The organism is Myxococcus qinghaiensis (assembly GCF_024198215.1).
Lineage (GTDB): Bacteria > Myxococcota > Myxococcia > Myxococcales > Myxococcaceae > Myxococcus > Myxococcus qinghaiensis.
Map to the genome: position 1 here is coordinate 606,223 of NZ_JAKCFA010000001.1, position 24,827 is coordinate 631,049.

Consider the following 24,827-nt stretch of genomic DNA (forward strand, 5'->3'; position numbering starts at 1 on the left):
CGTCATGGAGCGCTACGACGACGATGCGCTCGTGCTGTCCACCATGGACTACGGCGAGGCGGACCGACTCGTCACGCTGCTGACGCGCGAGCATGGGAAGCTGACGGCCTTCGCCTCGGGCGCTCGCAAGAGCAAGCGACGCTTCGCCGGCGCGCTGGAGCCGTTCATGCGGCTGCGCGTCCACATCGTCGAGACTCGGGGCTCCACGGTGCGGCTGGACTCCACGGACATCGTCGCCGGCTACTACGCCGCGCGAGAGGACCTGTCGCTCATCGCCCGCGCGCTGTACGCCGTGGAGCTGTGCCGGGAGCTGACCCGAGACCACGAGCCGCAGCCGGAGCTCTTCTTCCTGCTCGAGGGCTACCTGCGCCGCCTGGACGCGAAGGAGGCGGGCCCCACGTCGCTGCTGGCCTTCGAGCTGTCGGCCCTGGCCCACGCGGGACTGATGCCTCGCTTCGACTCGTGCTCGCTGTGCGGAAAGGAGCCGGGTGAGCGTCCCCGGTTCGACCAGGCCCACGGAGGCGCTGTCTGCGAGCCGTGCAGCCTGCGCGCCCGCGAAGCCGTCCCCATTCCCGCGGAGCTGCTCTCCGGACTGCGAGCGCTCCAGGAGGGCGAGCGCACGCCACTGCCCGCGGACCTGCGCGCCCGGGCTCGGAGTCTGCTCAACGTCTTCATCTCGCACCACCTGGGGCGACGTCTCAAGAGCGTGGACTTCATGGCCCAGGTGGGCCTGGACTGACGGCAAGGGCGCGCGGTTGGCGCCACACGGGGGAGGAACCATGAGCGAGGGACAGGAGTCGCCGCTGGACGTGGTGTGCTTCGGTGAGACGCTGGTGGACTTCCTTCCCTCCGAACAGGGCAAGCGCGTGCGTGAGGTCGCCGCGTGGCATCCCTGTCCCGGAGGCTCGCCGGCCAACGTCGCCGTGGGCGTGGCCCGGCTGGGACTGCGGCCCGCCATGCTCGGTGTCGTGGGCTCGGACGAGTTCGGCCACTTCCTGCGCGAGCGACTCGCCCAGGAGGGCGTGAATGTCAGCCACCTGCGCCAGACGCCGGAGGCTCGCACCGGGCTGGTGTTCATCTCCCTGGATGCGAAGGGGGAGCGCAGCTTCACCTTCTTCCGCACGCGCTCCGCGGAGTTCCTCCTGGGCGAGGCCGACGTGGACGCGGACTTCCTGCTCCAGGCCAAGGCCGTGCACTGCGGCTCCAACTCCCTGCAGCGCGACGAGGCCCGCGCGGCCACGGTGCGGATGCTCGGGCTGGCGCGCGACGCGGACCGCATCGTGAGCTGTGACCCCAACTTGCGCCTGCACGCGTGGGAGGACCCGGAGCAGCTCAAGGGACTGCTCGCGCGGATGCTGCCCCTGTGCACCGTGGTGAAGCTGTCCGAGGAAGAGATTGGCTTCGTCACCGGCACGGAGTCTGCCGAGGAGGCCCTGATGCGGCTGTCGGCGCTCGGCGTGCGGCTGCCCGTGGTGACGCTGGGCGAGCGGGGCGCGCTGTTCCTGTGGCGAGGAGAGCGGGTTCACGTCCCCGCGCCACAGGCTCACGTCGTGGACACCACGGGGGCGGGGGATGGCTTCGTCGCGGCGCTGCTCCACGGCCTCGTGCGGTGGTACGGCGGCGCCCGCGCCCTGGAGTCCGCCACGCGCGAGGAGCTGGTGGCGCTGACGACCTTCGCTTGCGCTGTCGCTGCCCGCGTCGTCGAGAAGTCAGGCGCGGTGGAGGGGCTGCCTCGCGCTGAAGAACTCTCCGCGGTGTGGCCCACGCGCCCCGCCGCGCGTTGAGGCGTCGCCGGGGAGGAGCCGCGGCCTACTGGGGCGTGATTCGCGTCACGAAGCTGTCCGTCGAGGACGTCCCCTTCACCGGACCCGAGCCGAAGTCGAGGGTGCCCACGAGCCGTCCCCACAGGACGACATCGCGCAGGCCGGCGCTCGCGACGCGCAGCGCGGACTGGCTTCGCACGTCACCGAAGGCACGTCCCCAGCGCGTCACGCCGTCGCGGTCCAGCTTCGCCACGAAGATGTCATCACCGCCCGCACTCGTCAGTCGGCCTTCGCCGAAGTCGATGGACGCACTGAACGCGCCCGTCACCACCGGGTTCCCCTCGAAGTCGACGTCCACGTCATAGCCCCAGTCGAAGCCCGGGCCCCCGAAGCTCCGGCTCCAGCGGTGCTGGCCCGCGCCATCCAGCGAGGTGACGAACACGTCGCCATCACCGCTGGAGAGGGGACCGCCGCCATGGTCCACCGTGCCGATGAACGCGCCTGTCCCCACGACGTTGCCAGTCGGGTCCGCGGCCAGCCTCCAGAACGTCTGCGTCCGCAGCGCGCCGAAGCCCTTCGCCCAGAGGGGCGCGCCGTGGGCGTCCAGCTTCAGCACGTACACGTTGAAGCCAGGCTCGGAGAGCCAGGGCACGCCGTCGAATGACAGCGTGTTCAGGTAGCCGCTGCTGATGAACAGGTTGTCTTCAGCGTCCACCGCCAGCGAGGCAAGGGTGCTCTCGGGGCCGGCTTCGTAGTGGGTGTTCCACACCAGCGCACCCGTACGTCCCGCGAGCCGCACGACGAACTGATTCAACGGGCCCTTCGTTGGAATCGGCCCGTCGCCGTAGTCGATGGCGCCGTCGAAGTAGCCGCTCACGAGCACGTCTCCATCCGACGCGACGGCGAGCGTGCCCGTCTGCTGCTGTCCTCCATCGCCGAAGCAGCGGCTCCAGACATGCCCACCGGAGGCGTCCAGCTTCGCCACGAAGGCGCGCGGAAAGCCGGGCTCGCCACGGCAGGGCAGGGGACCTCCGCCAAAGTCGAGCAGGCCCCAATAGTCACCGGTGATGACCACGTTGCCCACGTTGTCGACGGCGATGCCCGTGGCCTGTTGGTAGTTCTCGTCTCCGAAGCGCTGGCTCCAGAGCAGCTGCCCTCGTGGGTCGAACCTCGCCACGACGATGTCCGAGCGCGAGGTGCCGACAATCGCGGCCTGTCCGTCCGGTTGAACCGCCAGGTCTCCAAACCCGTCGACCCCGCCGTACGTGGCGGTCCAGTCGCGACGCGGGGTCTCCAGCGCCCGAGGTTGCTCGCGCGACTCCGCCGTCGCCACCTCCGCCTCGGTGCTGACGCCGCAGGCCGCCACCAGGACCGATAACCACATGGAGGATGAAAGCCTGAAATTCGAGTTCATGCAGACAGGCTAGGAAGGCTGATCCGCTCGATGCAAGGCGTACCCGCCCCTCGTGAGGCGGGGTGAGGGGCTCGTGCTGGAGGGGGCCGGGATGAAAAGATGAGTCGCCCATGGCCTTGCCCTCACCGCATGACCTGCCCGACGAGGAGGTGTCGCCGCTGGCGCCGTCCGCGGCGTCCCTGTCGCTGTTGAGCATCCCGGGAGACACCCCCGAGGCCACGGACACCTACTGGTGGACCCACGTCTACCAGGGGGACCGGCTGCCGCAGCTCACGCTCCGCTCCGTGCTGCTGGGCGCGGGCATCGGCATCATCACCTGCGCCACCAATCTCTACATGGGCCTCAAGACGGGGATCGCCTTCGGGGTCGCCGTCACCGCGGCGTTGCTCGCCCATACCTCGCATGGACTCCTGCGTCGGCTCACGCCGGGACTCGCCGGCGCGCCCCTGTCTCCGCTGGAGACCTGCAATGCACAGACAGTCGCCTCGGCGGCGGGTTATGCCACGGGCGGCGCGCTCGTCTCCGTGCAAGGGGCCTGGCTGATTGTCACCGGCCAGCATCCCTCCGGACCGACGCTCCTCGCGTGGACGTTCTTCCTCTCCGCGCTCGGGGTCCTCTTCGCGGTTCCCTTCAAGCGACAGCTCGTGGACCACGAGCAACTTCCCTTCGCCTCCGGCACCGCCGCCGCCACCACCATTCGCACGCTGCACTCGAAAGGGGCTGAAGCCGCGCCTCGGGTTCGGCTGCTGGGATTGGGCAGTCTGGTGTCGGGGCTCATTACCGCCGCGCGTGAGGGGTGGGGGCGGCTTCCCCCTTCGATTTCCTTCCCGGGCTCGTGGGGGGGCTTGCCCCTGGAGCGGCTGGGCTTCGGCCTGGACATGAGCCTGTTGTCCGTGGGCGCGGGGGCGCTGCTCGGGCCGCGCATCACGACGTCGCTGATGCTGGGCGCGCTCATCATCCACGGGCTCGTGGCTCCTCGCGTGTTCAGCTCCGGGCTCGTCGCCGTGGAGAAGGGCAACTTCTTCGAGTGGAGTCTGTGGCCCGGCGCGGCCATGCTCGTCACCGCATCGTTGCTCCAGTTCCTGCTCGAGGCTCGCATCCTGCGGCGCGCCTGGCAGGGGATATTCTCCCGTCAGGACTCGCCGCCGCATCCCGTGGACGCCGTGCAGGTGCCGCGCGCCTGGCTCCTCGCGGGCCTCGTCGTGGTGGTGCCGGCGACCCTGGCCGTCGCGAATCGCGGCTTCGGCGTTCCTCTCGCGCACGCGGCGCTCGCCATCGCGATGTCCTTCGTCCTGTGTCTCATCTCGTGTCGTGTCACGGGTGAGACGGACGCAACTCCCGTGGGCGCCCTCAGCCAGGTGACGCAAATCACCTATGGCGTCCTGCTGCCGCACCAGGTGAATGCCAACCTCGCCACCGCGGGCATCACCGTCAACTCGGCCTCGTCGTCCGCGGACCTCCTCACGGACTTGAAGACGGGTCACCTGCTGGGTGCGAATCCCCGCCGCCTCTTCCTCGCGCAGTTGATTGGCTCGGGTGTGGGGGCGCTCGCGGTGGTGCCGCTGTTCTTCCTGCTCGTGCCGGACCGCGAGGCCCTGGGCGGCGAGCGCCTCCCCGCACCCGCGGCCTTCGTCACCGCGAGCGTCGCGCGCGTCTTGTCGTCGGGGCTGGGCACGCTGGCACCCGCGACTCGCGCCGCCGTGGGTTGGGCCGCGCTCGCCGCCGTCGTCCTGGTCCTCGCGGAGCGGCTGCTCCCTCCTCGCGCGCGGCGGTGGGTGCCCTCGCCGCTGGGCATGGGGCTGGCGTGCCTGCTTGCACCCTCCACCTCGCTGAGTCTGTTTCTCGGCGGGCTCGTGGCCACGCTGGTGGGATACGTGAAATCCACGACGGCGGAGGGCCGCATGGTGACGTTGGCCGCGGGAGTCATCGCGGGCGAAGGACTGGTGGGCGTCGGCATCGTCCTGGTTCAAGCGCTCTGGTAGCGTCACGTCCCACCGATGCGCTGCCCGAACTGCCACCGCCGCCTTTCGCCGGGCGCGGCCTGTCCCGTGCACGGCTCGCGAGCCCCTGGCGGTCCTTCCAGCGAAGGCCTGTCACTCGCGGACGTTCCTGGCGTGCGCGTCGCCGCGCCGCTGGGCAGCGGGGGCTTCTCGCAGGTCTACACCGCGTATCGGGACTCGGATGGACGCGAGGTGGCCCTGAAGCTGGGGCATGGGCCGCATCAAGAGCGCTTCGCGCGCGAGGCCACCGCGCTGCGCCGTGTGGGGCCACCCACCGTGCCGGAGCTGCTCGAGCACGGCGTGGTGCGCGGACGCCCCTTCCTGGTGATGGAGCACCTGCACGGGCAGACGCTCGCGGCGTGGATGGCCGCGCTGCCCGGCGCGGGCGCGGCGTCACTGCCCCATGTCCGGGAGATGCTCCGAGGCCTGTGCGCGGCGCTGGAGCGGACGCATGCCGTGGGCGTCGCGCATCGCGACCTCAAGCCGGAGAACGTCTTCCTGCGCGAGGGTGGAACGCTCAGCCTCCTCGACCTGGGCCTCGCGCGTTTCTATGACGTCGAAGGCGATGACGCCGAGGACGACCTGCCCCCAGGCGTGACGCCCGCGGGACAGCGGCTGGGCACGCCGTTGTACATGTCTCCCGAGCAGTGTCTCGATGCTCGGCTCGCCAGCACGTCGGCGGACATCTACTCGCTCGGCGTCCTCCTCTTCGAGTTGCTCACCGGCGCGCCCCCCTTCATCGGAAGCCCCGAGCAGATCCGCCACGGCCACGTCAGCCTGCGGCCGCCCCGGGTCTCCGAGCGCTTCGCGGTGCCGCCCGCGCTCGATGAGGTGCTCCGCACCTGTCTGGCCAAGGTCCCCACGGAGCGCTTCGCCCGCGCACCCGACGTGCTCGCCGCCTTCGATGCCGCGTGCCACGTCGCCGTCTCCACGAGCATCGTCCCGCCTGTCGACGTCCCCAGCGTCGCGGCGACTCCACTCACGAGCTCGGGGCCGCGACACGTGGCGCTGCTGGGACTCCAGTCCTCGCTGTCCGTGGACGCGGTGCTGGCCGCCATCGAGCCACAAGGCGGCGCCGTCGCGCGTGTGAGGCGCGGCGGCTATGTCCTCGCCTTCGCCGAGTCGCTCACCGCCGAGGCGAACGTCCGCGCGGGCGCGCTCGCCGCGCGACGACTGGTGGAGGCAGGGGAGGCCTCGGCCATCCTCCACCTCGCGGAGCTGCATGTCTTCGCGGGGACGTCCACGCTGCGCCTGGCGGGCCCCGCGCTCGATGCGCCGGGCGACTGGTGGCCCGTGGAGTGGGTGCCAGGCGAGACGCGGGTCACCGCCCCGGCGGCGGCGCGACTGGAGCCTGGTGCCACCGAGGCCGTGAGTGCCCCCGCGCCGCCCGTCGCTTCAGTGCCCTCGGGTGGACGGCTGCGGCTTTTGGACCGGGGCATGTCCAGCTCCGTGTCGGAGCCGCCTCCGTTGGTGGGGCGAGAGTCGCTGGTCGACCTGCTGGAGCGGGAGGCCACGCGCTGTCTCGCGCAGGGCGTGCCTGGCTTCTCGGTCCTCACCGGTGACGTGGGCCAGGGCAAGTCGCGCGTCATCGAGGCGCTCGCGATGCGACTGGAGGCCGCGGGGCGTGCCCAGGTCTTCCGCCTGCGCGCGGCGGCTCCGGATGTCTCCGCGCCGGAGGCCCTGCTGGACGCGCTGCGAGCCTCCGTCGGTGAGGGCGCATCGCCGCTGCCCGAGACTCCGCGCCCCGGGCCCATTCCACTTGCCGACGCACGCCACGCCGCCGCGCGGTGGCTCGCCGAGGCGCTCCGTCATCGCGCGCGGGAGACGCCTCGCGTGCTGTTGCTGGATGACGCCCACCTGGCCGACCCCACCAGCCTGGACGCGCTGGAGGTGGCCACGCTGGCGGGCGCGTCCGCTCCGCTGTGGGTCTGCGTGGTGGCGCGTCCCGCGCTGCTGGGCCTGCGTCCCCACCTGGGCGAGCGCAGCGGCCATGCGTCGCGACACGTCCTGCCTCCGCTGCCTCCCGACGCGAGCCGCGCGCTGCTGCAGCACCTGCTTCGTCCCGCCGAGCACATCCCCGAGCCCGTGCTGGCGCGGCTGGAACAACTGGCCCAGGGCGTGCCCCTGTCGCTGGTGGAGCTGGCCGTGGCGCTGCGGACCGCTGGCGCGCTGCGCGCCTCGCCCGGCGGAGGTTGGTACATCGCCCCGGACGCGCTGCTGGACGTCTCGGTGACGCCCCTCTTCCAGCGGCTCGCCACGCGCGTGCTCGCGGGACTGCCGGATGCCCACGGCATGCTGGCGCGCCTGTGCGCGGTGCTGGGCTCCGAGCTGGATGTCGCTCGCGTGGACGCGGCCCTGCGGCACCTGGAGCCTCGCGAGGAGCTGGTTGGCGTGGCCACCGCGCTGGACGCGGGCGCCGGACTGCAGCGACTGGTGCGCGCGGGCCTGCTGCGCCCCATGGGCCTGGGCCGCTTCGCCTTCCGCCATCCGCTGCTGCGCGAGGCGCTCGAGGCGCTCCTGCCTCCCGCGACGCGCCGCACGCTGCATGCCGCCGCGCGCCTGGCCACTCCGGGCACGTCCATCGCCGAGCGCCGCCGTCGCGCCCACCATGCCGCCGCTTGTGGCGCGCACGAGGAGGCCGCCATCGCCTTCCTCGCGCTGGCCGAGGAGGCACGCCGCGCCCATCAATCCGTGGAGGCGGAGCAGCACTACACCCGCGCGCTCTCGCTGCTCCCCGAGGAGGACAGCGCGCGACGGGCGCTCGCGCTGGCGGGCCGCGGACGCGTGCGTCACCGGCTCCAGCGCTTCCATGAGGGCATTGGAGACCTGACCGCCGCGCGCGCCCTGGCCGAAGGCCGTGGCGACAAGTCCCTGCCCGTGGACCTGCTGCTGGAGGAGGCCACCGCGCGCGATTGGATGGAGGACGTGGACGGCTCGACGGTGTGCGCGCGCCAGGCGCTGGAGCGAATCGAGCAGCTCGATGATCCGCGCCTGTCGCTGCGCTGCTCTCTTGCCCGGGGACGGCTGCACGTGCGCCAGGGCGAGTGGGCCCCGGCGGCGCGCATCCTCGCCTCCGTCGTCGAGGGCGCTGAAGGGGCTCGCGAGCACGAGACGCTGGTGGTGGCCCTGGCGATGCTGGGCTCCGCGTTGACCTTCCTTCAGCGCACGGAGGAAGCCTCCGCGCGCTTCGAGGAGGCCGTGAGTCGCTGCGAGGCCGCGGGTGACTCCCTGCACCTGGCCGCCACCTTCATCAACCGCGTGCTGCTGTGGCTGGGGCAGGGGGACGTGGCGCGGATGGAGGAGGACCTGCGTCGCGCCATGGGACTGGGGCGCGAGCTGGGTCACGCCCAGGTGGAGCGCTGGTCCACCTTCAACCTCGCGGAGGTGCTCTACATGCAGGGGCGGCTGGAAGAGGCGCTGCCCCTGGCGCGTCGCGCGCACGAGCTGGGGGTGCGCTTCTTCCAGGAGCATCCGGTGCCCCTGGATGCCCTGCTGCTCGCGCGCATCGGCGCCGCGCTGGGAGACCTGGACGAAGCCTCCCGGCAGCTTCGCTGGATTGAGTCCCACTGCCCCCCGGCTTCCCTGCCTCCCACCGCCGTCATGCGCAGGCTGGTGGAGCTTCAGGTGCGCGAGGCCAAGGCCGGTGCGGGCGGGCACGAGGCCCAGGCCTGGCACGCCCTGGAAGCCGAGGCGCGAGAGCTGGCCTCCCCCGACGAGAAGGCGGAGCTGCTCCTCCAGGCCGCGCACTCGGCCTTCGAGGCCCGCAGGTTGGCCGAAGGGCTCGCCTGGCTGGCCCAGGCGGAGAGCGCCGTGTCGGCCGCGCCCCTGTGGCGCCCCCGCCTGTCGGTCCTCCAGGACGTGGCGCGGCGGGTGTAGCGCGTGACGCTACAAAACCTCCGCCGTGTGTGACTCTCCTCGCCACAGCAGACGACCCGCCAGGGTGGGCTTCAGAGGCGGTAAGGTGACCGGCGGCGGGCTGGCCTGAGGCGTGCTTCTGTGAGGGGGTATTTCGCTGATTGCTTGTTTTTCACTGGAGGAGCGTCCATGGGTGTCACTGTCCGTCGCCCCCCGTCGGGAATCGTGTCCGTGCTGTTCGTGGTCCTGGCTGGCTGTGATGGGGGGACAGGTGTGCTCTCCAGTCCTCCGGAGGTCGAGCTGGGGGAGAGCCAGGCGGAGATCCGCATCGCCAACTCCCTGTCCACGGACGCGCTCGTCCTCAACGCCATTGGCACCAACCCCGTGGCGAACGGGCTGCTGGCGTCGTCGAGGCTGACGGCCCTCTTCAGCGTGGGGGGGGGAGACCCGCGCATCCTCAAGCAGTTGCATGACCCCGACGCGCAGAAGTTCATGGAGTACCTGGTGAGCTGTGCGCTGGGGCCCAACCAGGTGCTCTGGTACTACAACCCGCGAGGTCCTACTCCCGGCCCCCGCGTCTGGGGTGGCAAGGCGGGGCTGTGCACGAGCTGGCTCAACTCGGCGCCCTCGCAGGCGTGCCTCAACCGCGTCTCGGGGTGCCTCCTGTCGCGCAACAACGCGCTGGGCCGTCGCGTGGAGCTGTCCATCCGCGGTGAGGTGCCGGGCGACCCGAGCATCTTCTACCTGGAGCCCGTGACGAAGCCCGCCGAGTACGAGCCGACCACGGCCAGCAAGCTCGTCAGCTTCGGTCCCTGTACCGAGCAGACCACCGGCGCGCAGCGCGACTGTGGCTGGTCCGCCGACGGAATCGGCGCCTGCGTTCCCGGCACTCCCGTGTCGGTGGGAGCGGGCGGCGCCGCCTCGTGCCCCGGCCCCTCGGTGGGCTCCAGCTCGGGGGCGCAGATGGTGCTGCGCGTCTGCTCGGGCGTCGTCGGCTGCGATTCGAGCGGTTCCACCAACCTGGGCGAGGGTGAAGGAAGCTGCTCCGGCGCGGACCCCATCGTCTCCTTCACCTGCCCGGCGGAGGGCTACTACAGCGTGATGACCGCGGCGTGGGACTCCGACGAGGTCGGCGTGGCGAACGTGGCGGTGTCGGAGAACTCGAGGTCGCGGTACGCGCTGTCGGAGAAGCAGGTCTTCGCGGTTCGCGAGGGCGCCTTCTACGGCAACATCTTCGAACCGGATGCGCTGGCCACCAAGGTGTACGTGGAGGAGATCCGCGGGGGTGGCGAGCCCTCTCGCTTCGTCGTGAGGGGCGATGATGCCGTCATCAAGGGCGCCATCTACCGGAAGATGTACTCCTGTTACGACCCGTCCTGGGGCAGCGGCTCGGCCTACTCCACGTACCGCGTCTGCGCGCTGCCTGGCTCCGGCGCCAACTGCGCGGCCACCGTGGCGGGGCCGTGCTGGGACACGGCGAACGAGGCGGGCAAGTGCGCCGTGGACGACGGCCCCATGGTGCGCGGCGATGGTGACTACGAGGAGTGCGAGGACATCCATGGCCTGCTCTGGACGGAGCCGGTGACGACGTTCCTGCATGACCCCTGCGGTCCGGTGACCGCGCGGACCCGGGCCAAGAAGGACGCGATGACCGCGCAGAGTCCGGATGGGCTGTGCGAACGCACGATTCGTCCGCGCAAGGACGTCAGTCCATGACGACGGGAGGCGTGGAGTCGCTCTATGGCGAGGAGCTTCGGCCAGGAGCCTTGGTGGGCCGTTGGGTGGTGGAGCGTGTCCACTACCGCGGCCCTGTCTCCACCCTCTACCGTGCTCGGGACGTGGGAGGCGCGGGCGCCTGCGCGCTGAAGGTCCTCCAGTCGTCGGCGTTGTCGACGGACACCGCGCTGCGCCGCTTCCGACGTGAAGCGGCCACGCTCCAGCGACTGAGTCATCCGCACATCGTCGGCGTGCATGACTACGGCGAGCTTCCGGATGGCAGGCCCTTCATCGCCATGGAGTGGCTGGAGGGCAGGGACCTGGCCGCGGAGCTGGCGGCGCGGGGCCCGCTGTCCTCACGCGAGGCGCTGGAAGTCCTGGAGCAGGTGGGCGCCGCTCTTCGCGTGGCCCATGCCGCGGGCGTGGTGCACCGGGACTTGAAGGCGCAGAACGTGATGAAGCTGTCCGGGAGCGGCGAGGCCCTCCTGGTGAAGCTGGTGGACTTCGGCGTGGCGAAGGGACTGACGCCGGACTCGCCGGGCGCTTCGTCCCTCACCCACACCGGCGTGGCGCTGGGCACGCCGCTGTCCATGGCGCCGGAGCAGATTCGCGGCGAGGCGCCCGATGCCCGCACTGACTTGTACGCGCTGGGCGTGTTGCTGTTCCAACTCGTCACCGGACAGCCTCCCTTCCAGGGCGCCACGCGGCATGAAGTAGAAGAGCAGCACCTGCACGCGCCGCCGCCCCGGCCCGGTGAGCGCGCCCCCGTGCCCGCGGCGCTGGATGACGTGGTGCTGCGCTGCCTCGCCAAGAATCGCGAGGACCGCTACCCGGACGTCGTCGTGCTGCTGGAGGACCTGCGGCGCGCGGTGGGGGGCGTGAAGCCGCGAGAGGCCCAGGGCCACGCGGTGGCGCTGTACGCGGAGGCGCGGCTGTCGGGTGCCGTCGATGCGTCGCACCTGGAGCGGATGGATGGTCTGCTGGAGCGGACCGGCGCGGTGGCTCGGGAGGCGGGGCTGGAGGTGAGGCTGGAGGGGAGCGGCTGCCTCATGGCGCTGGCGCTCCTGCCCGACGACGCCGTCTCCGAACGCGCGGTGCGTGAGCGGGTGCTGGCCGCCGCGCTGTCACTGCTGGAGGGCCCTCATGGCGCGGAGGGCGCGCCGGTGGAGCTGGCCATCACCGTGCACGTGGACCGGCTGCCCACCTCCGAGGGACGGACGAGCGCCGGGGGCAGCCTGCTGCACCTTCCCGGCTGGGTGGCGGACTCCCCGGACACGGGGCTGGTGGCCACCGCGGCGGCGCTGAGGGATTTGGAGACGGGCTTTCACGCCGCGCCGTTGCCGGGCGGCGGAGCCATCTGGTCTCGCGTCACCGGCCGACGCTGACCTTCACGGCTTGATTCCGTGGCGGCGTAGCAGTCGGTAGAGGTGGACGCGGTCCATGCCCGCGGTGACGGCGGCCTGGGCCACCTTGCCCTGGTGCTTCTCCAGCAGCGCGCGCAGGTAGCGCCGCTCGAAGTCGTCCACCGCGCGGCGGCGCTGGTCCGCGTAGGGGAGGCTGGGGTCCACCTCCATGGGGTTGCCCGAGCGCGACTCGTCCTCGGTCAGCTCCACGGCCTCCTCGAAGACGAGGCACCGCTCCAGGTAGTTGCGCAGCTCGCGCACGTTGCCCGGCCACGCGGCGTAGCGCAGGCGCGCCAGGAAGTCCGGCGTGCGCAAGGACGCGGTGCGCTCCCGCTCCGCGCCCAGCGAGCCGAGGATGCCCTCCACCAGCAGGGGCAGGTCCTCCGGACGCTGACGCAGCGGGGGCAGGGGAATGCGCAGCACCGCGAGCCGGAAGAAGAGGTCCGAGCGGAAGCGCCCCGCGTTGACCTCCGCGCGCAAGTCGCGGTGCGTGGCCGCCATCAGCCGCACGTCCACCGGCTGGTACGTGTTGCTGCCGACGCGGCGAATCTCCCGGTTCTCCAGCACGCGCAAGAGCTTGGGTTGCAGCTCCGCGGGCAGCTCGCCAATCTCGTCGAGGAAGACGGTGCCGCCAATGGCCTCTTCGAAGACGCCGGCGCGACGCTGCACTGCGCCGGTGAAGGCGCCCTTCTCGTGGCCGAACAGCTCGCTCTCCAGGAGGTGCGCGGGGATGGCGCCGCAGTCCACGACGAGGAAGGGCCCGTCCTTGCGGCGGCCCGCGTCGTGGATGGCCTGCGCCGCCTGGCTCTTGCCCGTGCCCGTCTCGCCCTCCAGCAGCACGGTGACGTCGCGAGAGGCCGCGCGCTCCATCATCGCGAAGCACACGCGCATGGCCACCGACGCGCCCACCAGGGTGCCGAAGCGCGTGCTCTCCGACACGGGCAGCCGGTTGTTCTCCGCGCTGAAGTCGAAGCGCAGCACCACGCGGCCCAGCCGCAAGAGCGAGCCGCTGCGCAGCACGCCCTCCATCACCTGGACGCCATCCAGGATGACGCCGTTGAGGCTGTCCAGGTCCCTCACCTGAGGTCCCTTGGCGCCGATTCGAATCTCGCAGTGGAAGCGGGACACGGTGGAGTCATCCACCGCGAAGTCGTTGAGCGGATGCGAGCCCACCGAGCAGGTGTCCGCCGTGGACTCCCACGTGCTGCCGGAGTTGGTGCCCTCCACCACCGTCAGGCGGAAGCGGCGCACGGTGGAGGCGTCGTACGCGCGGCGGCCCTGCTCATAGGGCAGCGTCACGTGCAGCGCTTCGTCTCCTGAGTCCCGGGCGTCGACCTTCCAGAGCGAGTCGGTCTGCACGTCTGGAGGCAAGGGGGTGGTGCTGCGGGCCCGGTCGGAAGCAGACATGAGTCTCAAGATACCATGGCCGCGCGACACGACGTCCCGCTCATCCATCTCCGCCTGCCCGCCAGGCATGCGGGAAAAGCCGCCGCGGAGGCCCGGCCTGGGAGCTTCACCGGCCGGGCCCCGCGTCCCCCCACTCCGTCCCCCCGGGCCCCCCTGCGAAACGGAGCGCACGGTCGTGGTGGGTTGCTCCCGGCCGTGTGGCGATTTCTCACAATGCAGTGGGTGTGCCGCCACACCCGGTCCCCAGGGTCATCACCGCCCATGGAGGCGGGGCGTGGCCTTTCAGGCTACAAATCCCGTCGACTTGTAGCGCGGAGGGTTACAGCCCGCCCGGGGCGTTCGTCGATGACCGTCATCGACGGGCTCGATTGGGCCGTCGCGCCCCCTGTCGCTACGTACGTGGCGCCGCCGCTCCCCGCACCGCGAGGAGGGCGAGGTCGCCTTCCCGCCCTCGGGGAGGCCCGCAACGGAGAGCGCCATGTTCCAGAAATCCATCCAGGTCCTTGTCCTCCTCGCGAGCGTGGGGTGGACCGGTGCCGCGGTCGCCACGCCGCCGAGCACGCCTGTCGCGCGGGGACTGTCGAGCCCCGAGTCCATCCAGGCGTGGAAGAAGCGACACGGCAACTGGGGGCGCTGGGGCCCCGAGGACCAGCTCGGCACCGCGAACCTCATCACTCCCGCCAGGCGCAAGGAGGCCGCGAAGCTGGTGCGCGAGGGCGTGTCCGTCTCACTGGCGCATACGCTGGAGACGCGACAGGCCGCGGACGTCCCGTCACCGCTGGAGCATCAGATGCTCGTCCACGGAGAGGCCCCCGAGTCCACGTACAGCGCGGACCGGCTGGCTGTCGGCTTCCACGGCTGGTCCCACACGCACCTGGACGCGCTCTGCCACGTCTTCGACGGGGGCCGGACGTACAACGGCTACGCGCAGTCGAAGGTCGACGCGAAGGGCTGCTCGGTGCTCTCGGTGAACTCGGTGCGTGACGGGCTCACCACGCGCGGGGTGCTCATCGACATGGCGGCGTTCAAGGGCGTGCCCTACCTGGAGCCGGGGACGCCCATCCACGCGGCGGACCTGGAGGCATGGGAGCGCAAGACGAAGGTGAAGGTGACGAGCGGAGACGCCGTCATCGTCCGCACGGGGCGTTGGGCCCGCCGCGCGGCGGTGGGAGCGTGGGACGTGTCCTCGCACTCACCGGGGCTGCATCTGTCCAGCGTGGAGTGGTTCGCCGCGCGCGGTGTCGCCGTCGTCGCAACGGATGTCGGGCTGGACGTGCTGCCCTCGGGCGTGGAGGGGCTCGTGATGCCGGTGCACCTGCTGCTCATCAACACGCTGGGCGTCCACGTCATCGACAACGCGGACCTGGAGGCCCTGGCGAAGGCGGCCACGGCCCGTGGACGCTACGACTTCCTCCTGAGCATCGCGCCCCTGGCCATCGAGGGCGGCACGGGCTCACCCGTCAATCCCATCGCCACCTTCTGACGGGAGCGCTTGGGCGGCGAGGGCGTCCTCGCCGCCACCCGGGTGAAGGCGCCGTCCTCGCCGCTCGACGTCGCGGCCTGGAACATCGCCTCGCGCAGCCAGATGTGGCCCGGGTCGGAGTCTCGCGAGGCATGCCAGCGCATCGCGATGCTCTCCGCGCTCAAGGCCAGGGGCGGAGGACTCACGCTCAAGCCAAAGGCCTTCGCGCTCGCCAGGGCCGAGCGGCGGGGCAGCAGGCCGAGCAGCCGCGCGCCACGCAGCAGATGCGGCACGCTGAGCGCATGGGTCGTCTGCACGGCCACGCGGCGGCGCAGTCGGAGCCGGGCGAGCGCGTCATCCACCGCGTCGCTGGAGTCCGCCCGCCGTGACACGCGGACATGCGGAATGGAGAGGAAGTCCTCCAGGGACAGCGGCGTGTCCACCCGTACGGTGCCCGGGTCGAACACCACCAGGTAGCCCCCGGCGCAGAACAGCCGCAGCTTGTGATGCGGGGCCTGCTCCAGGGGCGGGCCCACCAGCAGGTCCAACGTGCCGTCATCCAGCATCGCCAGGCCCTGGGCCTCCTGGAGCGGCGAGAGGGAGAGGGTGACGCCGGGCGCCTCTTCGGCGACGAGCGCGAGCAGCGGCGGCATCAGCGCGGACTCCAGCCCATCCGACAGGCTCACGCGGAAGTGGCGCTCCTGCGTGGCGGGGTCGAAGGGGCGCTGGGTGAGGATGCCTTGGAGGCACGCGAGCGCGGTGCGCACGGGCTCCGCGAGCGCCTGGGCGTGAGGCGTGGGAATGATGCCCGTGGGGGCGCGCGTGAAGAGCTCGTCTCCGAGCAGCTCGCGCAGCCGGGCCAGGTGGTGGCTCATCGCGGGCTGGCCCAGGCCGATGCGGTGGGCGGCCCGGGTGACATGGCGCTCGCGCATGAGGGCGTCGAACGCCACCAGTAGATTCAGGTCCAGCCGCGAGAGCTGCGCGTGGTCGATGGGCTGCATGGCTTCGCGTCTCCTTGCCAGTCGCAGGGATAACGCAAAGCCGGTGTCCGTGCCCAGCGGAGGAGGCGCTAGAACGCCAGGTTGAGCTGCAGGGTGATGAGCTGGGAGGTGCCCGGGTCCTTGGCGATGACGACGGCGGCGGCCTCCGCGCCGGCGGCGGCCTGCTGGTGGGCAATCTGGTAGCGCAGCTTGAAGGCCAGGTGCGGCGCGTTGACGAACCAGGCGAGCTGCGCCTCCGCGATGTACAGCAGGTCATCATCCAGGTCGAAGCTCGGGTTGAGGTAGCTCAGACGCACGCCCGCATCGAGAACCTTCTTGTAGAAGACATAGTCGGCCTGAACCCACGCGCCGAAGCTGGAGAAGTTGCGCGCGGGGGAGTCCTTCGGGTCCATCCGGCTGAGATACGCCTCGCCGAAGAAGCTGAACCTGCGCGCCTGGATGAAGAGGTCCACGCCGCCGGTGATGAAGCGCCGTTCGCCGGTCCTCAGGATTTGGAAGACGCCGGCCTCCGGGTTGAAGTTCTCCTTCACCTGCATCACGTCGCCACCCGCGCCCTGCAAGGTGAACGAGACGTTGAGCGGAGGCGGCTCCTTGTCCCCCGACATGATGTAGGGCAGCTCGCCGTAGCCGGGCTTGCCCATGGGGGAGAACGTCGCCCGCGCGTTGAACTGGTACTTGCCGGGCTCGGAGCGGATGGAGCGCAGCGGCGAGCCGCCGTAGAGGCCCACGTAGTACTCCAGGTGCTCCATCGTCCCGAAAATCGTCGCGCCCTTGTCGCGACCGGTCCAGTAGTAGTTGGCGATGGTGGCGAACTCGGGGAAGAGGATCTGCTGCGGTCCCCAGGACTCGTGCCGGCTCAAGGGCGTGTACTGCTGACCCGCGCGGATGCCCACCGCGTCGATGGGTTGGATCTCCACCAGCGAGTCGAGCAGGTACAGCGGCGGGTCCGCCAGCTCCAGCGATGTCCAGAAGCGGATCCACGGCCGGAAGATGTTGCCGCGGAGGATGGGCCGGAGGAACGAGAAGGCCGTGCGCGACTCCGCATCGCCATCCAGGAAGACGGGCTCGAACTTGTAGCCGGCCTGCAGTCCGATGCCGAGCAGGTAGTTCCCATCCTCCGACTGGAGATGGAAGCCGTTCTCCTCGTCGAAGCCGCCGGTGAGCGCGGGCTTCTTGTCGTCGTCCTTCTCGCCCTTCTCGCCCTTGTCGTCGTCGTCCTGCGCGTAGCCCACGGCCGGCATGAGAAGCCCGCTGCCCATCGCGGCGATGAACATCGCCACTCGCATCCAACGCATACCCTGCTCCCCGGAATGAGCGCTGCCCGCATCTGTGCTCGCATGCGGACCCGTGCGGCACTCTGGGCATGAGGAGGAGCGGCGCCAGCCTCACGGCTCGCGAGCTATCTCGGAGCGAACGCGCGGGACACGTCGGCGATGATTGACGGACAGCGGCCTCGTTCTCGCGGGAGGGCGGCCGTGAACACGCGGGGGGATGAAGCCTTGCCTTGAGCCTGGCCGCGGGCCCCTCCGCGTCGTGGGGAGGGGCCCTTGGTGTGGACGCGGTGCCCGGCTATGGCGAGGGGGGATTCTTCTGCTTCAGGTCGCGCCCCGCGCCCCCGGTGCCCTGCTGGCTGCCCGTACCGGGTGTGGCGGCGTAGAGATTGTCCCCCAGCGAGTTGACGACCTGGCTGATGGCCCGCTGTGAGCGCACGCTGTTGCCCGCCTTGTCGAGCGGCGGCGAGAAGGCGGCGATGGCGTAGCGGCCGGGCACGACGGCGACGATGCCTCCGCCCACGCCGCTCTTGGCGGGGACGCCCGCCTGATAGAGCCACTCACCCGTGTTCTCGTAGAGGCCGTTGGTGGCCATCAGCGCGAGCGTGCGGCGCGCCGTGTCCGGGCTGATGACCTTCTTGCCGGTGATGGGGTTGATGCCGCCGTTGGCCAGCGTGGCGCCCATGGTGGCGAGCTGCAGGGCCGTGACGTTGACCGAACACTGGCGCGTGTAGAGGTCGAGCGCCTGCTCCCGAGGGGAGCCCAGCACCTTGTACGAGTCCAGCAGCGCGGAGATGGACTGGTTGCGCGTGTTGGTCGCCGTCTCCGACTTGTAGACCTCGTCATTCACCGGGAGGTCCGCGCCCGCGAAGTCGTTGAAGTTGTCGCTGATCTTCTTCCAGCGAGCCTCGGCCGTCGCCGCCGGAATCATGCTCACGGTGGTGATGGCGCCCGCGTTGACCAGCGGATTGCCGGCGCGGTGGTCCTCGTTCATCTCAATCGCGACGATGGAGTTGAAGGGCTGCCCGGTGGCATCCACGCCAATCTTGTCCTCGACCTTCCTGGCGCCCACCTCTTCCATCAGCCGAGCCAGGGTGAAGGGCTTGGAGAGAGATTCGATGGGGAAGGCGGAGGAGGCATCGCCCACCGTGTAGACCTTCCCTTCCACGGTGACGAGCGCGAGCCCGAAGAGGTTGGGATTCACCGTGGCGAGGTACGGGATGTAGTCCGCGTTCTTGCCTTCCTTGGTGCCTCGGAACTGCTGGTGGGCCTTTTGGAGTGCCTGCTGAATCTCCGCCTCCGTCGGCATGGCCTCGTCTCCCGGGGAGGGGCGGGCGGCCGAAGTCGCGGCGCTCGACGGCTTCGTGGCCGGCTTGGGGTCGTCGCCGAGCGCGAGGCCGGGAGCGGCGAGTGCCAGGAGGCACGTGGGGAGCAACCAGCTTCTACGAACATGGTGTGCGAGCTTCATGTCATCTCCTCCCAAGGACGAGGGCGCTCACGAGCGGACACAAGGCGCCCGGCTTCGGTGGTTGAGGAGTGAGGACTCGGAGGTCCCGAGGCAATGACGAGAGCGCCCGAGCAGGAGAGCCCCCGCGCCCATGAGGCCTCGCGTGAGGCCCTGGCCCCTCCCCGCCGTCCGGGGTTGGCCCTGGGCGTGTGACGGCTACCTTGTCCGACGTCGTGTCGCACGGCGCACCGCCAGTGCTCGTCGACGAAAGGATGGAGAGCCATGGCGGAGCCCATGACCTCGCTGGAGTCTGGTGTCCAAGCACATCTGCTGTCCGCGGTCTTGAATCCGGAGCAGGTCCGTCTGGACGTGTGGAACCGGCTTCGAGAGGAGATGAGCCGACTGGAGGCGCGTCACGCGGCGGGGAAGGTAGAGCCCGAGCACATGGAGCAGACGCTGTCGCTCTTCGCGGAGGTGCACCCCATCGAGCGGCTCTTCGTGTTCCCAGGCGAGGCGCGACTCTTGCGCCTGGCGGAGATGGCGCGCCGGCATGACATCGAGGAGCTGGCCGAAGAGGTGCGCCACCTGGTGGGGCTCTTGAGCATGCACCGCGACCGGGCCTGTCTGCTGTCGGAAGCGGATGGACCGCGCGCCTCCGGGGCCATCGGGGAGGTGGGGCCGGAGGGCTCGCATTACTTCACCACGCTGGTGGTGGATGACATGGCGCCGGAGGACTTCGCGCGCGTTCGTCACGGCATGGTGGAGGCGCAGCGCGGTGAGAAGCAGTTCCTCTACGAGATGCTCCAGGTCCGCTCGGTGGAGGATGCGCTGGTGGCGGTGCTCGTCAATGACGACGTGCAGGTCTGCGTGGTGCGGCAGGACCTGCCGCTGCGCTCGCGCTCGCCGGTGAAGCAGCTGCGCTCCACGCTGGAGCCCATCCTCGCGGAGGCCGAGAAGCGGGGAGAGGAGGCGGGCGTCGTGGTGGCGCGCTGGGTGCGGCGGCTGCGCCCGCACCTCAATCTCTATCTCGTCACGGACGAGTCGCTGGTGGGGCGGGAGCTGCACACCGAGCGCCTCTTCGACCGCGTCTTCTACCGGTACGAGTCCCCGACCGAGCTGAACGTCACCGTGGTGGACGGCGTGCGAGAGCGGTACCGGACGCCGTTCTTCGATGCGCTCAAGCACTACGCCTCGCGGCCCATCGGCAACTTCCACGCGCTGCCGATTGCCCGGGGACACTCCGTCTTCAATTCGCGGTGGCTGCGGGACATGGGGGAGTTCTACGGCCCCAACCTCTTCATGGCGGAGTCGTCGTCCACCGCGGGGGGGCTGGACTCGCTGCTGGAGCCGAAGGGCTCCATCAAGGAAGCGCAGGAGAAGGCGGCGCAGACGTTCGGCGCGCAGCGCACCTTCTTCGTCACCAACGGCACGTCGACGGCGAACAAGATTGTCCACCAGACGTTGCTGGAGCCGGGCGACGTGGTGCTCATCGACCGCAACTGCCACAAGTCCCACCACTACGGGCTGGTGCTGGCGGGGGCGCATCCGTTGTACCTGGATGCGTATCCGGTGCGCGAGTACGCGATGTACGGCGGCGTGGCGCTCAGCACGCTGAAGGCGAAGCTGCTGGAGCTGAAGTCGGCGGGGCGGTTGGACAAGGTGAAGCTGGTGGTGTTGACCAACTGCACGTTCGACGGGCTCGTGTATCACCCGGAGCGGGTGATGGAGGAGCTGCTGGCCATCAAGCCGGACCTGTCGTTCCTCTGGGATGAGGCGTGGTTCGCGTACGCCACGTTCATGCCACTGGCGCGGCAGCGCACGGCGATGACGGCGGCGAAGCGGTTGGCGGAGCGGCTGCGCAGCAAGGCCTACCGTGAGGAGTACCGCGCGTGGCGAGCGCGCCGGGGGGACGTGGACCCGGCGTCGGGGGGGCGAGCGCTCGAGGACCGGCTGATGGCGGACCCGGACAAGGTGCGGGTGCGCGTGTACGCGACGCAGTCCACGCACAAGTCACTGTCCGCGTTCCGGCAGGGGTCCATGCTGCATGTCTGGGATGAGGACTTCGAGCGGCGCGCGGCGGCGCCTCTCAAGGAGGCGTACTTCACGCACCTCACGACCTCGCCCAACCATCAAATCGTGGCGTCGTTGGACCTGGCGCGGCGGCAGGTGGACCTGGAGGGCTTCGCGATGGTGAAGGAGGCGTACCAGCTCGCGATGCGGATGCGGGAGCGTGTGCGGGAAGACCCGCTGCTGCACCGCTACCTGCGGATATTGGACGCGGAGCAGGTGGTGCCGGAGGTCTTCCGCAAGTCGGGGCTGAATCGGTATGTGGGTCCGGACTCGGCGGGGGTGGACGACATGACGCGGGCGTGGAGCCAGGACGAGTTCGTGCTGGACCCGACGCGACTGACGCTCTTCACGGCGCTGACGGGGCGCAACGGCTTCGAGTTCCGCAGCAAGGTGCTGATGGACCGGCTGGGCATCCAGGTGAACCACACGTCCATCAACACGGTGTTGATGAACGCGACGATTGGCGTCACGTGGGGCTCGCTGTCCTTCCTGTTGGATGGGCTGCGGCACGAGGTGGAGCGGCTGGAGTCGATGCTGTTCCAGGCGACGGAGGCGGAGCGTCGGCTGTTCGATGGGAAGGTGCGAGCCATCACCGAGGAGCTGCCGCCGCTGCCGGACTTCAGTGGTTTCCATCCGGCGTTCCAGCCGTCGGGCGGAGTGGGGGAGGGCGATCTCCGGAGCGCGTTCTTCATGGCCTACCGCGAGGAGAACTGCGAGTACGTGACGTTGGCGGAAGCAAGCAAGGCGCTGGAGTCAGGGCGTCCGCTGGTGTCCACGCGCTTCGTGGTGCCGTATCCGCCGGGGTTCCCCATCCTGGTGCCGGGGCAGGAGGTGAGTCCCGGCATCGTGGAGTTCATGCGGAAGCTCGACGTGAAGGAGGTGCACGGCTACAGGCCGGAGCTGGGCTTGAGCATCTTCACGGAGTCGACGCTGGAGCGCGCGGCAAGCCAGGGCGGGCGTGAAGTGCCGGAGCCGAGGACACGTGGACCTCGGCCGGCGCCTGCTGGGAACGGGCCCGTGCCCGCGCCTCACTGAGCCGCTGGCTCAGGCGTGCCACGTGAGCGGGGTGTCCGCTCGATTCACCGCGGGGAGCGAGAAGTAGAACGTCGTGCCGAGGCCCGGGTGGCTCTCCACCCAGACGTGGCCACCATGGGCCTCGGTGATTCCCCTGACAATGGTGAGCCCCAGCCCCGCGCCTTCCTTGCGCCGGCTCCTCGCCTGCCAGAAGGGCTCGAAGAGGTGGGGCAGGTCCTCGGTCGGGATTCCCGAGCCGGTGTCCTTCACCGAGCACCGCACCATGTCCCCCCACGGCTCCGCGCACAGCGTGACGAGCCCACCCATGGGGGTGAACTTGAGCGCATTGCCTATCAGGTTCGAGAAGAGCTGGAGCACCCGGTCCCTGTCGACGAACATCGGCGGAACGTCGGGTGCGATATCGAGCTGGAGGTGGACGGACCTCGCGTCCGCGAGCGCGCGGTGTTGTTCCAACGCCTCCTGGAACAGGGCCTCCGTCGACTCCGGCCGTCGGTCCACCCTGAGCCCTCCGCCCTGCATCCGCGCCACGTCCAGCAGGTCCTCGATGAGCGTGGTGGCGCGGATGACCGCCTTCTGGATGGAGTTCAGCGGACGGGAGTCCGAGGCCCGCTCCGAAGGTGAGCGCTTCATCAGCGTCCCCGCGCTCAACGCGATGACGTTCAGCGGCGAGCGGAGGTCATGCGCCACGATTCGCAGCACCTCGTCCCGCAGATGCGTGGCCTCCTCGGACTGGGCATGCAGGCTGGCGTTGTCGATGGCGAGCGCCGCGCGACGCGCCACCTCTTCCACCAACGCCAGATCCCTGGGGCTGTAGCGACGCCCGGACTCGGACGTGGCCAGCGCGACCACGCCGAGCATGTGTCCCCGCGCGCTCAGCGGGACGACGATGCACGACTGCGGCGCCAGCCGCGTCAACAGGTCCAGGTGGCGTGCCTCCTCGGCGGTGGTCTCCAACAACCTCAGCGGCACCTCTTCCAACAAGAGGGATTGACCCGTCTTGAAGACCTCCGCGAGGGCGTGCCCGCGTCGGAAGGCCGCCTGTGGATACCTGTCGAACAGCGTCTCCAGGAGCCTCGACTTCTCCGCCGAGGCCGCCAGGCACTCCCTGCGCAGCACCCGTCCGTTCTCGTCGAGCATGGCGATGAGGCAGAAATCCCCGAGCGCTGGCACGACGAGCCGCGACACCGTGGAGAGTGTCGTCTGCGGGTCCAGCGAGCTGGCCAGCCGGGGGCCGGCCTCCGCGAGCAGCAGCCAGTCGCCCTCCAGTCGCTTGCGCTCGGAGATGTCTTGAATCTGCGAGATGAAATGGAGCGGCCTGCCCCAGGAGTCATGGACGAGCGACGCCGTGAGCAGGACGTCCACCAGGGACCCCTGCTTGTGGATGTATCGCTTCTCCAGTTGGTAGGTCGCCTGTTCCCCGTCGATCAGCTGCTTCACATGGAGCAGGTCCTTCTCCAAGTCGTCGGGGTAGGTGAGGTCCTGGAACGTCAGTCCGCCCAGCGCCTCTCGCGAATATCCGAGCATCTGGCACAGCGCTTCATTCACGTTCAGGAAACTCCCATCCAACCCCACCAGGGCCATGCCGATGGGCGCATGTTCGAACGCGGTGCGGAACAGCTCCTCGCGATTCCGCCGCCCCTCCTCCGCGCGCTCGCGAGCGCTGATGTCCCGCAGGATGACCACGCGCTGCCGGGTCCCCTCCACACAGACGTCGGCGAGAGTGGCCTCCGCCGAGAACACCTCCCCGCCCTTGCGAAGCCCGAGCAGACGACGATGCTCCTCGCGGGTGCCCATGCTCGTGCCCAGAGGCTCCTTCAGGAGCTGGCTCATGGGCTGCCCCAGGGCCTCGTTCGCGGTGTAACCGAAGATCTGCTCCGCGCCGGTGTTGAACAAGGAGATGCGCTGGTTCGCGTCGATGGTGATGATGGCATCCGCCGCGTTGTTGACGATGCCGGAGAAGCGGGCCTCGGAGTCGCGCAGGGACCTCTCGACCTCGCGCTGACTCGCGTCCAGCCGCGACAGGGAATGGGCGTTGCGCGCCAGGATGGTCAGGAACGCGGCCACCGTGACGAGCGCGAACACGGAGGTCCCGAAGGGAGCGTCGCGGAGCCCCAGCCGCTCACTGAGCAGGTGCAGTCCCCAGACGAGCAGCGGGATGAGGATGGTCGCCGGCAGCAGCCTGCGCGCCATGAGCCCGCCCGCGTCATCGCGCAGCAGCACGCCCACCAGTCCGCGCCTGGGATGGACGCAGAGCACGCCGAGCGACAGCAGCAGGAGCACCAGCGCCGTGTGCAGCGCCATGGGCAGATAAGGCCCTAACATCGTGAGCCCTGGCGGAGGCTCGCGGGAGACTTCTTCCAGGTACGCGTAGCCGATGAGCGCCTGCGCGGCGATGACGGCGACGAACAGCGCCAGGAGCCGGGCGGGGTGCCATTCCCTGCGCGTCATGACGTGGAGCAGCAGCAAGGCCAGGCCCAGGAAACATAGACTCAACGCTGTCAGGGGAGACGGCCGGCCTGGCAGGTCAGGTGACATCTCGAGCACGGTCCGCTCGAAGAAGAGCAGGTCGATGCCCAGGGCCCTTCGCGTCAGGTACTCGAAGAGAATCATCCCTCCGACCAGGAGGACGAGCAGCGCCAGGGCTTGTCCGGCCAGCCGCCTGCGTCGGCTCATCGGCTGTCTGTGCAGCAGCCACAGCGACACGCTGGTGGCGAGCAGGCCCAGCGCGGTGATGGGCATCATCGGTCCGGCACCAGGCATGGCCACCACGCGGGTGAGCCGCACGCTACCGAGCGCCCAGCCAGCGAGTGCCGCGGTCGTCACCAGGACGGCCAGCAGACACACGGCGGGAACCAGCCAGTCGAGCACCTTTTCGAGCGGGTGCAGGGTGGCGTTGGGGCGCGCTGCCGTCATGGGAGCTTCCATCCAGGAAACTGGAGACTCCCTCTGACGAGGACCAGGGGCGCGTCCCCGGTCGGTCCAC

14 protein-coding genes are annotated in these 24,827 nt (G+C 70.2%); 8 read left to right on the forward strand and 6 right to left on the reverse strand.

All coding sequences use genetic code 11. From position 1 onward, the window contains the following. Window positions 1-4: 4 nt before the first annotated feature. Together recO and LZ199_RS02535 are read left to right on the forward strand one after the other, a co-directional pair. Window positions 5-739 (forward strand): DNA repair protein RecO, encoded by a 735-nt coding sequence (gene recO, locus LZ199_RS02530; protein WP_253992012.1) that lies wholly within the window; start codon window positions 5-7, stop codon window positions 737-739. A 40-nt stretch (window positions 740-779) separates the two neighbouring features. Beyond that, window positions 780-1,784, forward strand: a complete 1,005-nt coding sequence (locus LZ199_RS02535; RefSeq protein ID WP_253992013.1) for a carbohydrate kinase family protein — start codon at window positions 780-782, stop codon at window positions 1,782-1,784. Window positions 1,785-1,809: 25 nt separating this feature from the next. On the opposite strand, the gene LZ199_RS02540 is transcribed toward LZ199_RS02535, so the two are convergent. After that, window positions 1,810-3,147 (reverse strand): hypothetical protein, encoded by a 1,338-nt coding sequence (locus LZ199_RS02540; RefSeq protein ID WP_253992014.1) that lies wholly within the window; start codon window positions 3,145-3,147, stop codon window positions 1,810-1,812. A 140-nt stretch (window positions 3,148-3,287) separates the two neighbouring features. On the opposite strand from LZ199_RS02540, the gene LZ199_RS02545 reads away from it, so the two are divergent. From LZ199_RS02545 to LZ199_RS02560, 4 genes are all read left to right on the forward strand, one after another. Continuing rightward, complete coding sequence (locus LZ199_RS02545) at window positions 3,288-5,159, forward strand: OPT family oligopeptide transporter (RefSeq protein WP_253992015.1); 1,872 nt, start codon at window positions 3,288-3,290, stop codon at window positions 5,157-5,159. A gap of 15 nt (window positions 5,160-5,174) precedes the next feature. Continuing rightward, a complete protein-coding gene (locus LZ199_RS02550; RefSeq protein WP_253992016.1) occupies window positions 5,175-9,053 on the forward strand; it encodes a serine/threonine-protein kinase in 3,879 nt (1,292 codons plus the stop codon). Between the two features lie 168 nt (window positions 9,054-9,221). Next, window positions 9,222-10,748: a hypothetical protein gene (locus tag LZ199_RS02555; RefSeq protein ID WP_253992017.1), complete on the forward strand. Its 1,527-nt coding sequence runs from the start codon at window positions 9,222-9,224 to the stop codon at window positions 10,746-10,748. Continuing rightward, complete coding sequence (locus LZ199_RS02560) at window positions 10,745-12,133, forward strand: serine/threonine-protein kinase (RefSeq protein WP_253992018.1); 1,389 nt, start codon at window positions 10,745-10,747, stop codon at window positions 12,131-12,133. The genes LZ199_RS02555 and LZ199_RS02560 overlap by 4 nt, the downstream gene beginning before the upstream one ends. 3 nt (window positions 12,134-12,136) lie before the next feature. On the opposite strand, the gene LZ199_RS02565 is transcribed toward LZ199_RS02560, so the two are convergent. Next, window positions 12,137-13,558 (reverse strand): sigma 54-interacting transcriptional regulator, encoded by a 1,422-nt coding sequence (locus LZ199_RS02565; protein ID WP_253992019.1) that lies wholly within the window; start codon window positions 13,556-13,558, stop codon window positions 12,137-12,139. Window positions 13,559-14,036: 478 nt separating this feature from the next. Here LZ199_RS02565 and LZ199_RS02570 point away from each other — a divergent pair, with 478 nt between their 5' ends. Beyond that, window positions 14,037-15,041, forward strand: coding sequence for a cyclase family protein (locus LZ199_RS02570; RefSeq protein ID WP_253992020.1), 1,005 nt, complete (start codon window positions 14,037-14,039; stop codon window positions 15,039-15,041). Here LZ199_RS02570 and LZ199_RS02575 read toward each other — a convergent pair. The 3 genes from LZ199_RS02575 to glsA all read right to left on the reverse strand — a co-directional run bounded on the left by LZ199_RS02575 (window position 14,960) and on the right by glsA (window position 18,760). Continuing rightward, a complete protein-coding gene (locus LZ199_RS02575) occupies window positions 14,960-16,021 on the reverse strand; it encodes a LysR family transcriptional regulator (protein WP_253992021.1) in 1,062 nt (353 codons plus the stop codon). The genes LZ199_RS02570 and LZ199_RS02575 overlap by 82 nt on opposite strands. A gap of 68 nt (window positions 16,022-16,089) precedes the next feature. After that, a complete protein-coding gene (locus tag LZ199_RS02580) occupies window positions 16,090-17,316 on the reverse strand; it encodes a porin (RefSeq protein ID WP_253992022.1) in 1,227 nt (408 codons plus the stop codon). A gap of 274 nt (window positions 17,317-17,590) precedes the next feature. Next, entirely contained in the window at window positions 17,591-18,760 is a 1,170-nt protein-coding gene (glsA, locus tag LZ199_RS02585; protein WP_253992023.1) for a glutaminase A, read from the reverse strand. 261 nt (window positions 18,761-19,021) lie between these two features. On the opposite strand from glsA, the gene LZ199_RS02590 reads away from it, so the two are divergent. Further along, entirely contained in the window at window positions 19,022-21,844 is a 2,823-nt protein-coding gene (locus LZ199_RS02590) for an aminotransferase class I/II-fold pyridoxal phosphate-dependent enzyme (RefSeq protein WP_253992024.1), read from the forward strand. Window positions 21,845-21,853: 9 nt separating this feature from the next. On the opposite strand, the gene LZ199_RS02595 is transcribed toward LZ199_RS02590, so the two are convergent. Continuing rightward, entirely contained in the window at window positions 21,854-24,757 is a 2,904-nt protein-coding gene (locus LZ199_RS02595; protein ID WP_253992025.1) for a sensor histidine kinase, read from the reverse strand. Between the last annotated feature and the right edge of the window lie 70 nt (window positions 24,758-24,827).

Bases quoted from the DNA above. Each gene is read 5' to 3' on its own strand.
- glsA (WP_253992023.1), bottom strand. From the start codon at position 18,760: ATGAAGCTCGCACACCATGTTCGTAGAAGCTGGTTGCTCCCCACGTGC.
- LZ199_RS02580 (WP_253992022.1), bottom strand. From the start codon at position 17,316: ATGCGTTGGATGCGAGTGGCGATGTTCATCGCCGCGATGGGCAGCGGG.
- LZ199_RS02560 (WP_253992018.1), top strand. From the start codon at position 10,745: ATGACGACGGGAGGCGTGGAGTCGCTCTATGGCGAGGAGCTTCGGCCA.
- LZ199_RS02535 (WP_253992013.1), top strand. From the start codon at position 780: ATGAGCGAGGGACAGGAGTCGCCGCTGGACGTGGTGTGCTTCGGTGAG.
- LZ199_RS02545 (WP_253992015.1), top strand. From the start codon at position 3,288: ATGGCCTTGCCCTCACCGCATGACCTGCCCGACGAGGAGGTGTCGCCG.
- LZ199_RS02570 (WP_253992020.1), top strand. From the start codon at position 14,037: ATGTTCCAGAAATCCATCCAGGTCCTTGTCCTCCTCGCGAGCGTGGGG.
- LZ199_RS02540 (WP_253992014.1), bottom strand. From the start codon at position 3,147: ATGTGGTTATCGGTCCTGGTGGCGGCCTGCGGCGTCAGCACCGAGGCG.
- recO (WP_253992012.1), top strand. From the start codon at position 5: ATGGAGCGCTACGACGACGATGCGCTCGTGCTGTCCACCATGGACTAC.
- LZ199_RS02590 (WP_253992024.1), top strand. From the start codon at position 19,022: ATGGCGGAGCCCATGACCTCGCTGGAGTCTGGTGTCCAAGCACATCTG.
- LZ199_RS02550 (WP_253992016.1), top strand. From the start codon at position 5,175: ATGCGCTGCCCGAACTGCCACCGCCGCCTTTCGCCGGGCGCGGCCTGT.
- LZ199_RS02555 (WP_253992017.1), top strand. From the start codon at position 9,222: ATGGGTGTCACTGTCCGTCGCCCCCCGTCGGGAATCGTGTCCGTGCTG.
- LZ199_RS02595 (WP_253992025.1), bottom strand. From the start codon at position 24,757: ATGACGGCAGCGCGCCCCAACGCCACCCTGCACCCGCTCGAAAAGGTG.
- LZ199_RS02575 (WP_253992021.1), bottom strand. From the start codon at position 16,021: ATGCAGCCCATCGACCACGCGCAGCTCTCGCGGCTGGACCTGAATCTA.
- LZ199_RS02565 (WP_253992019.1), bottom strand. From the start codon at position 13,558: ATGTCTGCTTCCGACCGGGCCCGCAGCACCACCCCCTTGCCTCCAGAC.